This window comes from Bordetella pseudohinzii, assembly GCF_000657795.2.
In the GTDB taxonomy this organism is placed as follows: Bacteria; Pseudomonadota; Gammaproteobacteria; order Burkholderiales; family Burkholderiaceae_B; genus Bordetella; species Bordetella pseudohinzii.
On sequence record NZ_JHEP02000014.1, the window covers coordinates 118170 to 127567 of the forward strand.

A 9398-nucleotide genomic window follows, 5' to 3' on the forward strand; every position below is an offset into this window, starting at 1 on the left:
CGGGCCTTCGCATGTGACGGCGGTGTCGCGGCATGGCTAGCGTTGTCTATGCCTTGCGGCCCAATGCCTGCAAAACGCCGGCAACCGTAAGGAAAGACCCAAACACTACGATTCTATCACCCTCCCCCGCCTTTTCGCGCGCGGCGGCATAGGCCTGGGCGGGGTCGTCATAGGCGGTTACGCTTGGCGCTTCGGCGCCGGCTGGCGAGGGCGGCAGCGCCTGCCTGACCCGCTCGGCCAAGATAGCGCCATCGGCGCCGCGCGGCCCGGGCAGACCCGCGCAATACCAGTGGTCGATGCGGCTGCCCAGCTTGGCGATCACGCCCGGCAAGTCCTTGTCGCTGAGCATGCCGAACACGGCGTGCGTATAGGGGTGGAAACCCATGTTGTCCAGGTTCTGCGCCAGCACGGCCGCGGCATGCGGATTGTGCGCGACATCCAGGATGACCGTGGGCTGGCCGGGCAGGATCTGGAAGCGGCCGGGCAGACTGGCCTGCAACAGGCCCAGGCGCACGGCCTGCTGGGGCACCGGCAGACGCATGCGCACCGACTCCAGCGCGGCCAGCGCCGCCGAGGCATTGAGCAGCTGATTGGCGCCGCGCAGCGCCGGATAGCCCAGCGAACTGCGGCGCACGTCGCGGCCGCCATAAGCCCATTGCTGGCGGTCGCCCGAATAATTGAAGTCGCGCCCGAAGAGCCAGAGGTCGGCGCCGATGGCCGTGGCGTGGTCGATCAGGCTTTGCGGCGGCACGGGATCGCTGCAGATGGCCGGCCGGCCGGCGCGATAAATATGGGCTTTTTCGAAGCCTATCTTCTCGCGCGTATCGCCCAGGTAATCCATGTGGTCGAGGTCCACGCTGGTGACGATGGCGACATCCGCGTCGATGATGTTGACCGCATCCAGCCGCCCGCCCAGACCGACCTCGAGCACGACCGCATCCAGGCGGGACTGCGCGAACAGGCGCAGGATGGCCAGCGTGGTGAATTCGAAGTAGGTCAGGCTGGTGTCGCCGCGCGCGGCCTCCACGACCTGGAACTGCTCGACCAGCGCGGCGTCGGAGGCGATTTCGCCATTGACGCGGGCGCGCTCATTGAAGTCGATGAGATGGGGCGAGGTGTAGAGCCCGACGCGGTAGCCGGCCGACAGCAGGATGGCTTCCAGCATGGCGCAGGTCGAGCCTTTGCCGTTGGTGCCGCCCACCGTGAAGGTCACCGCGTCCAGACGCAGATCGAGGCGATCGGCCACCGCCTTGACGCGCTCCAGGCCGAGATCGATGGTCTTGGCGTGCAGGGACTCTAGGTAATGCAGCCAGTCGGCAAGGCCGGCTGTGGCGTCGGGACGGGAGGGCATGGCGGACACGAGAGTAAGACAGCCCTCATTTTAGCAGGGACACCTCCGTACTTACCCGGGTGTCTCCCAGGGAAATATCCGCCGTTGGTCCGATCGGGGCTTGCCGTGATTTTTCTCATATGTGAAACTATTTTCACAAACAAGAATTCTTCGGAGACTTCATGCAGGACAAGCCCAAGTGGCTGGTGCGCGAGCGCGACGTGCCCGCCTACCATCCCGCCAATCACACGGGGACCGCCAACCGGCGCCTTATCAGCCCGCAAACCGTGGGCGCGCGCCATGTGGAAGTGCTGCTGGGCACGATCGCGCAAGGCAGCGGCGCCCTGCCCCACGCCCACCCGGGCATCGAACAGGTCTGCTATCTGCTCGAAGGCACGGCGCGCGCCCAGGTCGGCGACGAGACGGCCGACATGCAGGCCGGCGACTGCTGTTATTTCCCGCCCGACATCCCGCATCTGTTCACCGTGACCAGCGAGCAGCCCGCGCGCCTGCTGGTCATCTACACCCCTCCCTACGAAGAACACCCAGACCGCGTCGTGCGCGCCTGAACCCCCGCGTCCCACAAGAGGAAACCTGCGATGAAATTGCCGCGACTTCTGGCCGCGCTATGCCTGGCCATGACGGCCATGGCCCAGCCCGCCGCCGCCGATACCTATCCCAGCAAGCCCATTACCCTGATCGTTCCCTTCCCGGCCGGCTCGGGCACCGATGCCGTGGGACGCATCTTCGCGATGGAGCTGGGCAATCGCCTGGGCCAGCAAATCGTGGTGGAGAACAAGCCCGGCGCCAACGCCACCATCGCCGCCAGCTATGTCGCGCGCGCCAAGCCGGACGGCTACACCCTCTTTGTCACCACCAACACCTCGCACTCGGCCGCGCCCTTCCTCATGAAGCAGGTGCCCTATGACCCGGTCAAGGACTTCACGGCCATCGCGCGCGGCGGCAATCTGCCCTTCATCCTGGTGACCAACCCCAAGCGCCCCTACAAGACCGTGCAGGAGTTGGTGGACTATGCGCGCAAGCATCCGGGCAAGGTGACCTATGCCAGCGGCAACAGCACGGGCATCGTGGCCGGGGCGACCCTGGCCCGCCGCGCCGGGATCGACATCCTGCATGTGCCCTACAAGGGCACGCCGCAGGCCATGACCGACGTAGTCGGCGGCCAGGTCGATTTCATGTTCACGGACCTGGCTTCCGGCCTGCCCTTCGTGCAATCGGGCCAGCTGCGGGCATTGGCCGTGTCCACCGCCGAACGCAGCGCCATCGTCCCCGAGCTGCCCTCCATGAAGGAGGCCGGCGTGGCGGATTTCGACCTGAACTCCTGGAACGGCTATTTCGGCCCGGCGGGCCTGCCGCCCGAGATCGTCGCGCGCCTGAACGCCGCCATCAACGACATCGTGCGCGACCCCGCCATCAAGCAAAAGCTGGCGGGCCTGGGCTTTGACGCCTTCTCGGGCACGCCGCAGGATTTCTCCGCCTTCGTCGCCTCGCAGCGCGATCTGTGGGGCAAGCTCATCCGCGATGCAGGCATAGAAGCACAATGACGCAACAGACCAACCCCGGCCCCCTGGCGGGCGTGCGCATCCTCGACCTGAGTTCGGTCGTCATGGGCCCTTATGCCACCCAGGTGCTGGGCGACCTCGGGGCGGACATCATCAAGGTCGAGCCACCAACCGGCGACAATCTGCGCGCCGTGGGGCCCATGCGCAACCCCGGCATGGGCTATCTCCATCTGCACCTGAACCGCAACAAGCGCTCCATCGTGCTGGACCTCAAGCAGCCCGCCGGCCGCCAGGCCTGCCTGAAACTGGCCGAAGGCTGCGACGCCCTGCTCTACAACATCCGCCCCCAGGCCATGGCCCGCCTGGGGCTGGACTATGAGACCGTCTCCGCCTGCAACCCGCGCCTGGTCTATGTCGGCGCCTATGGATACAGCGAGGCGGGCCCTTACGCCGGCCGCCCGGCCTATGACGACCTGATCCAGGGCCAGACCGGCATCGCCGACCTGGCCGCGCGGCAAAGCGGCGAGCTGCCCCGCTATGCGCCGCTGACCCTGGCCGACCGCAGCGTGGGCCTGCATGTGGCCATCGCCCTGCTATCGGGCGTGCTGCGGGCGCGCGCCGACGGCCAGGGACAGGCCATCGAGGTGTCCATGTTCGAGGGCATGGCCCATATGGTGCTGGGCGACCACTTGGGCGGCCATAGCTTCGAGCCGCCCCTGGGGCCGACGGGCTATGCGCGCCTGCTGGCGCCGCACCGGCGCCCCTACGCCACGGCCGACGGCTATATCAGCCTGCTGATCTATAACGACAAGCACTGGCGCAATTTCTTCGATCTCATCGGCCAGCCCGAACTGGCCGCCGACCCGCGCTTCCGCGACCATACCCAGCGCGCGCGCCACATCGATGAGGTCTACGCCTTCGTGGCCGAGGTGATACGCCGACGCGATAGCGCCAGCTGGCTGCGCGACCTGGAAACCGCCGACATCCCGGCCTCGCGCCTGTACAGCATCGACGACTTGATCGCCGATCCGCATCTGCGGCAGACCGGCTTCGTCCGCGAGGTCGATCATCCCAGCGAAGGCCGGCTGCGCACGACCGCGCCGCTGGGCCGCTATGCCCGCACGCCCGCCGCCCTGCGGCGCGGCGCCCCCCGCCTGGGCGAACACAGCCGCGAATTGCTGCGCGAGGCGGGGCTGGACGAAAAGACCATCGACACGCTGATGGCACAACATGCATCCCTGGACGGACAGACTGATGGACTTTGAACTTTCTTCGGACCAACTGGCCCTGCGCGACGCCGTCGCGCGCGTATGCGAACGCTTTCCCGACGACTATTGGCTGGAGCGGGACCAGGCCGGCGGCTTTCCGCATGATTTCCATGCGGCGCTGGCCCAGGACGGCTGGCTGGGCATCGCCATGCCACCCGAGTTCGGCGGCGCCGGCCTGGGCATGACCGAGGCCGCCCTGATGATGCAGACCATCGCCGCCAGCGGGGCGGGCTTTGCCGGCGCCTCGGCCGTGCACATGAATATCTTCGGCCTGAACCCGGTCGTGGTCTATGGCAACGAGGCGCAGCGCCAGCGCTGGCTGCCGCCCCTGATCGCCGGCAAAGAGAAGGCCTGCTTCGCCGTCACCGAACCGGACGCCGGGCTGGACACCACCCATCTGCAAACCCGCGCCGAGCGCCAGGGCGACCACTATGTGGTGCATGGCCGCAAGATCTGGATCTCCACGGCCCAGGTGGCCGACAAGATGTTGCTGCTGGCGCGCACCACGCCCCTGGCCGAGGCGGCCAAGCCCACGCAGGGGCTGACGCTGTTCTACACCGACCTGGACCGCGAACGTGTCGAGGTGCGCGAGATCGAGAAGATGGGCCGCAAGGCGGTGGACTCCAATATGCTGTTCATCGACGGTCTGCGCATTCCGGTCGAAGACCGCATCGGCGAAGAAGGCCGGGGCTTCGAGTACATCCTGCACGGACTGAACCCGGAGCGCATCCTGATCGCCGCCGAAGCCGTGGGCATCGGCCGCGCCGCCCTGGCGCGGGCCGCCCAATACGCCGGGGAGCGCGTGGTGTTCGGCCGGCCCATCGGGCAGAACCAGGGCATCCAGCATCCCCTGGCCCAGGCCTGGATGCAGCTGGAGGCCGCCGATCTCATGGTCCTGAAGGCCGCCAGCCTCTACGACGCCGGCAAGCCCTGCGCCCCCTATGCCAACAGCGCCAAATACCTGGCCGCCGAGGCCGGGCACAACGCCTGCCAGACGGCCGTGCTGACCCTGGGCGGCATGGGCTATGCCAAGGAGTATCACGTCGAGCGCCTGCTGCGCGAGAGCTACATCCCCCGCATCGCGCCGGTCAGCCCCCAGCTCATCATGTGCTTTATCGCCGAGAAAGTGCTGGGGCTGCCCAAGTCGTACTAAGGCCCGCCTCAGCGGTCCTGTTCGAGGGCGGTGCAGGCCGCCCGCAGGATGCGGGCATAGGTCTGCTGCTCGGGCTCGATGCGGTAGACCGGCCCGCCCACGGAAATGGCGTAGGTTTCGCCCGACAGGCTGACCGGCCAGGCAATGGCGCCCACGTCGGGGATGGACTCGCTGATATTGGAGAACCAGCCCCGCTGCTGCGACTCCCGCAGATCCGCCTCCAGCCGGGCCGGATCCACCAGGGTGCGCTCATTGAAGCGGGTCAGGGGCGCGCGCGCCAGCAAGTCGGCGCGCTGCCCGGGATCGAGCCGCGAAATCAAGGCCTTGCCAAGCGAATTTGCGTGAATTTCGCGGAACTCGCCGGCAACAGGCGCATATCTGATGGTATGCGGCGAATCCAGCACTTCCAGGTAGACCACCCGTGACAGCGCATCCAGCTTGGCGAAGACGATGGTCTCGCGGGTGGCCTCGCGCAGTTCCACCAGGCTGGGATAGACGCGGTCGAGCACGGGGTCGGCCCGGGCGATGCGCTGCGCCATGGCCAGCAGCCGCCCTGTCGGGTAATAGCCCTGCCGGCGCCCGGTTTCATAGAGATAACCCAGCTCGGCCAGGGTGCGGATCAGGGCCAGGCAGCTGGAGACCGGCGCATCCAGCAGACGGGCCAGCTCCGATAACGACAAGGCCCGCTTTTCGCGGGCATAGGTCTCGATGATCTCGATCACGCGCAGGGCGGTTTTGACGCTCATTGCCGGGCTGGGGAAATGGAAAGGCGACGCCTAAAGTTCTTATTCAGGTTGCCGTTATGGTAGCTGAGATTTCTATGCCGATACGCATGCGTCACCGATACCGGGGACGCTCAACCCAGAACCCTTACGCCGCTACGCTTGCTGGAGTGATCATGGCAGTCAGCCCCATCAGCCCCGCTTTGCATGTTCCGACGCCCAGTCTCGCCGTCACGCCTCCGGCCGAACCGGCCGTGCTGTCCACCCCCGTCGGCGCCTCGGCCGACAGCCAGGGCACGGATAACAATGGCTCGCCCGATCCGCGCCAGCCCTCCCCCACGACCAAATCGGCGATGGACGAGATCAACAGCCAGCTGCGCGCCTGGTCGACCGAGCTGCAGTTTGAAATGGACCCGGACCTGCACAAGATCGTGGTCTCGGTCCGTGATTCCGATACGGGCGAAGTGTTGCGCACCATCCCCTCGGACGCGGTCATCCGCATCGCCAAGATGATCGTGAAACTGCAGGGCAACGCCGTCGAGACCACGGCCTGAACGCAAGACCGGCTTGCACCATCGCGGTGCAGGCGGGCATAAAGCACGAAATAGCCTGACCTTATGCCTCTACCCGGCCCTTAAGGCGGCATCAATCTTTGACAGAATCGCATCGCTAGCAAGGAGTACCCCAAAATGGCCACCATCTCGTCGCTCGGCTCGTCAGGTTTGCCGCTGCAGGACACGCTGGACAAGCTGCAGGAAGCGGAAGAGCAACGGCTGAAGCTGATCACCAATCAGCAAACGAGCAACCAGACCCGCATCTCGGCGTTCGGCAAGATCCAGAGCGCCGTCGAGGCGCTGAAAAAAGCCGCCTCCGACCTGAATGGCATGGGCGGCACCAACATCCTGAGCAACAAGATCACGGGTGAAGGCGTGACGTCCAGCATCACCACGGGCGCGACCGCGGGCACCTATAACATCAAGGTGTCCAAGCTGGCCACCGCCCAGTCGCTGCAGACGCAGGCCTACGGCAGCCGCATCGACAACATGGGCACGGGCGGCACCGTCACCTTCACCATCGACGGCCAGGAAAAATCCATCACGCTGGGTTCGGACACCTCGCTCAACGGCATCGTCAAGGCCATCAACGGCGACGACTCGCTGGGCCTGAGCGCCACGGTGGTCAACGATGGCAACGACAACTATTACTTGATGGTGACGTCCAAGACCGAGGGCGAGAAAGCCGCGGTCAGCAAGATCACCGTCACCGGCAACAATGAGCTGGCCGCGACGCTGCAGTACGACGCCAGCGACAGCAGCTCCCCCATGAAGGTCCTGACGCCGGCCACCAATGCGGAACTGACCATCAACGGCATTGCCGTGGTCAGCCAGACCAACACGGTGACGACCGCCATTGACGGCATTACGCTGAACCTGACGGCGGTCACGCCCGCCGATGGCAAGGGCGCCACCCTGACCATCGCGCAGGACAACACCAAGGTCACCGCCCTGGTGCAGTCCTTCGTCAACGCCTACAACTCGCTGCAATCGACGATCGCGGACCTGACCGCCTTCAACGTCGATCAGCAGACGCAAAGCGCGCTGACCGGCGATGGCACGGCGCGCAGCATCCAATCGGCCGTGGCCACCGCCCTGCACGTGGTGACCGGCGAAGGCGCCGTCCAGAACCTGGGCCAGACCGGCATCACCACCGACCCCAAGACCGGCCTGCTCAAGTTCGACAGCGAAAAGTTCAACAAGGCGCTGAATGAAAACCCCAACGACGTGCTGCGCGTGTTCTCCGGCACCAATGGCGTGGCGGCCAAGATGGCCGATGCGACCGACAAGATGCTGGGCGACAACGGCTCGATCAAGACGCGCACCGACGGCCTGAACAAGACGCTCGAGACCCTGAAGAAGCAATACGAGTCGACCGAGAACCAGATCGAGGCGACCATGGCCAATTACCGCGCCCAGTTCGTCAAGCTGGATGCCCTGGTCGTGCAGCTCAAGAGCACCAGCGAATACCTGAGCCAGCAATTCGCTTCCCTGTCCTCATCGACGTCCAAATAGCGATGTAAATCATGACTTATGCCGCGCGCCGCCCGACGGGCTACAGCTCCGTCCGCTCCTACCAGGATATCGGCCTGGAAACCGAGGTCATGAGCGCCGCTCCCGAGCGCCTCATCACCTTGTTGTACCGTGGCGCGCGCGCCGCGATCGCGCAGGCCCGCCTGCATCTGGAGGCGGGCCGCGTCGCCGAACGCGGCCAGGCGATCTCGAAGGCGACCCGCATCGTCGACGAGGGCCTGAAGCAAGGGCTCAACCTGGAGGCCGGCGGCGAGATCGCCGCCAACCTCTCGGAGCTGTACGACTTCATCACGCGCACGCTGCTCAAGGCCAATCTGCACGCCGATGCAGCGCAGCTGGATCTGGCGGACGGGCTCCTGGCGGAGCTGGCCTCGGCCTGGGAAAGCTCGGTGGATCCGACGGCCAGTAGCGTTCCTGCCTGAACGCCGCTTTTTCTTTTTGCCCTTCGCCTCGACCGCGAGACTTCCATGATGGCTCTCATGCAGCAAGCCCCCGTTCTCGATTTGTATCAGGACATCGCCTCTTTGACCGGCGATATGCTGGCGGCCGCCCAGGAGGAGAACTGGACCCGCGTGCTGGAACTGGGCCTTCAATATGTCGAGCTCGTCGAGCAGCTGCGCTTCATGGAACCCGGCTCGCCGCTGGACGAGGCGGGACGCGCCATGAAATACGATCTGTTGGTGCGCATTCTCGAAAATGACGCCGCCGTGCGCGATCTTGCCTTGCCGCAACTGGCCCGCCTGGGCGATCTGCTGGGCCGCATGAAGCGCCAGCAGTCGCTGCTGGCCACCTATGGCGGCAAGGCGAACGGCGCATGAGCATAGGCCCTCCCGCCCTGGGCAATGTACTGGTGCAGCGCCTGGACGCGGTGCTCGGCACCACGATGGCGGCCCACGCCAACGTGCTGACCGGCGCGCGGCCCGACGCGGTCGGGCAACCCGGCGAAGCGGCCCGCACGGGCCAGACCGACAACGCCACCCGCGATCCGCGCCAGCCCGTCGATGGCGTGGGCGCACGCGGCGAGCGCCAGGCCGCCGTGGTCGATGCCAAGACGGCCGCCGCGCTCGCCCTGGCCGCCCGGGGCCTGGTCACGCGCAACGACACCACCGCCTCGGCGCCGACCACGCTGGGCACGACGGCGCGCATCATCCTCAGCCTGCTGGCCCAGTATCCGGATGCCGCTCCCGCCGCCCAGGGGCGCGCGCCGCTATGGACACCGCCCAACGAGGCCGCGGCCTCGCCGGCGGCGGCGACAGCCGGCGCGCCGGCCCAGGGCGGCCAGGCCGGGCAGGCGGCGGCCGCGGGCCAGGCCGCG

General features: G+C 66.6%; 10 protein-coding genes and 1 pseudogene. 9 read left to right on the plus strand and 2 right to left on the minus strand.

Features of this window, described 5'->3' with window-relative positions; genetic code table 11:
- Positions 1–46: 46 nt before the first annotated feature.
- On the minus strand, positions 47–1351 hold the full coding sequence (gene folC / locus L540_RS17225; RefSeq protein WP_043208233.1) for a bifunctional tetrahydrofolate synthase/dihydrofolate synthase: 1305 nt from the start codon (positions 1349–1351) through the stop codon (positions 47–49).
- A 161-nt stretch (positions 1352–1512) separates the two neighbouring features.
- Between folC and L540_RS17230 the strand changes: the two genes are divergently transcribed.
- The 4 genes from L540_RS17230 to L540_RS17245 are packed head-to-tail and all read left to right on the plus strand — an operon-like array spanning position 1513 to position 5274.
- Positions 1513–1899, plus strand: coding sequence for a cupin domain-containing protein (locus tag L540_RS17230; protein ID WP_043207959.1), 387 nt, complete (start codon positions 1513–1515; stop codon positions 1897–1899).
- A gap of 30 nt (positions 1900–1929) precedes the next feature.
- Positions 1930–2895 (plus strand): Bug family tripartite tricarboxylate transporter substrate binding protein, encoded by a 966-nt coding sequence (locus L540_RS17235; RefSeq protein ID WP_043207957.1) that lies wholly within the window; start codon positions 1930–1932, stop codon positions 2893–2895.
- The gene (locus L540_RS17240) at positions 2892–4118 is read left to right on the plus strand and encodes a CaiB/BaiF CoA transferase family protein (protein WP_043207956.1); all 1227 of its coding nucleotides are present in this window, start codon (positions 2892–2894) and stop codon (positions 4116–4118) included. The genes L540_RS17235 and L540_RS17240 overlap by 4 nt, the downstream gene beginning before the upstream one ends.
- Positions 4108–5274 (plus strand): acyl-CoA dehydrogenase family protein, encoded by a 1167-nt coding sequence (locus L540_RS17245; RefSeq protein WP_043207954.1) that lies wholly within the window; start codon positions 4108–4110, stop codon positions 5272–5274. The genes L540_RS17240 and L540_RS17245 overlap by 11 nt, the downstream gene beginning before the upstream one ends.
- Before the next feature lie 8 nt (positions 5275–5282).
- Here the strand turns inward: L540_RS17245 and L540_RS17250 are convergent, their stop codons facing one another.
- Positions 5283–6020, minus strand: coding sequence for an IclR family transcriptional regulator (locus tag L540_RS17250; protein ID WP_043207951.1), 738 nt, complete (start codon positions 6018–6020; stop codon positions 5283–5285).
- A 152-nt stretch (positions 6021–6172) separates the two neighbouring features.
- On the opposite strand from L540_RS17250, the gene L540_RS17255 reads away from it, so the two are divergent.
- The 5 genes and pseudogenes from L540_RS17255 to L540_RS17275 form a co-directional block, all read left to right on the plus strand.
- The gene (locus tag L540_RS17255) at positions 6173–6550 is read left to right on the plus strand and encodes a flagellar protein FlaG (RefSeq protein WP_043207950.1); all 378 of its coding nucleotides are present in this window, start codon (positions 6173–6175) and stop codon (positions 6548–6550) included.
- A 135-nt stretch (positions 6551–6685) separates the two neighbouring features.
- Positions 6686–8065 (plus strand): flagellar filament capping protein FliD, encoded by a 1380-nt coding sequence (gene fliD, locus L540_RS17260; RefSeq protein WP_043207948.1) that lies wholly within the window; start codon positions 6686–6688, stop codon positions 8063–8065.
- 11 nt (positions 8066–8076) lie between these two features.
- Complete coding sequence (fliS, locus tag L540_RS17265; RefSeq protein ID WP_043207944.1) at positions 8077–8505, plus strand: flagellar export chaperone FliS; 429 nt, start codon at positions 8077–8079, stop codon at positions 8503–8505.
- A gap of 45 nt (positions 8506–8550) precedes the next feature.
- Positions 8551–8901 (plus strand): flagellar protein FliT, encoded by a 351-nt coding sequence (locus L540_RS17270; protein WP_109842563.1) that lies wholly within the window; start codon positions 8551–8553, stop codon positions 8899–8901.
- Positions 8898–9398 (plus strand): annotated as a pseudogene (locus L540_RS17275) (flagellar hook-length control protein FliK); the annotation flags it as partial. The gene L540_RS17270 and the pseudogene L540_RS17275, both read left to right, overlap by 4 nt.

Coding starts and splice junctions, on each gene's coding strand:
- fliS (WP_043207944.1), top strand. CDS start 8,077: ATGACTTATGCCGCGCGCCGCCCGACGGGCTACAGCTCCGTCCGCTCC.
- L540_RS17250 (WP_043207951.1), bottom strand. CDS start 6,020: ATGAGCGTCAAAACCGCCCTGCGCGTGATCGAGATCATCGAGACCTAT.
- L540_RS17270 (WP_109842563.1), top strand. CDS start 8,551: ATGATGGCTCTCATGCAGCAAGCCCCCGTTCTCGATTTGTATCAGGAC.
- L540_RS17235 (WP_043207957.1), top strand. CDS start 1,930: ATGAAATTGCCGCGACTTCTGGCCGCGCTATGCCTGGCCATGACGGCC.
- fliD (WP_043207948.1), top strand. CDS start 6,686: ATGGCCACCATCTCGTCGCTCGGCTCGTCAGGTTTGCCGCTGCAGGAC.
- L540_RS17240 (WP_043207956.1), top strand. CDS start 2,892: ATGACGCAACAGACCAACCCCGGCCCCCTGGCGGGCGTGCGCATCCTC.
- L540_RS17245 (WP_043207954.1), top strand. CDS start 4,108: ATGGACTTTGAACTTTCTTCGGACCAACTGGCCCTGCGCGACGCCGTC.
- folC (WP_043208233.1), bottom strand. CDS start 1,351: ATGCCCTCCCGTCCCGACGCCACAGCCGGCCTTGCCGACTGGCTGCAT.
- L540_RS17230 (WP_043207959.1), top strand. CDS start 1,513: ATGCAGGACAAGCCCAAGTGGCTGGTGCGCGAGCGCGACGTGCCCGCC.
- L540_RS17255 (WP_043207950.1), top strand. CDS start 6,173: ATGGCAGTCAGCCCCATCAGCCCCGCTTTGCATGTTCCGACGCCCAGT.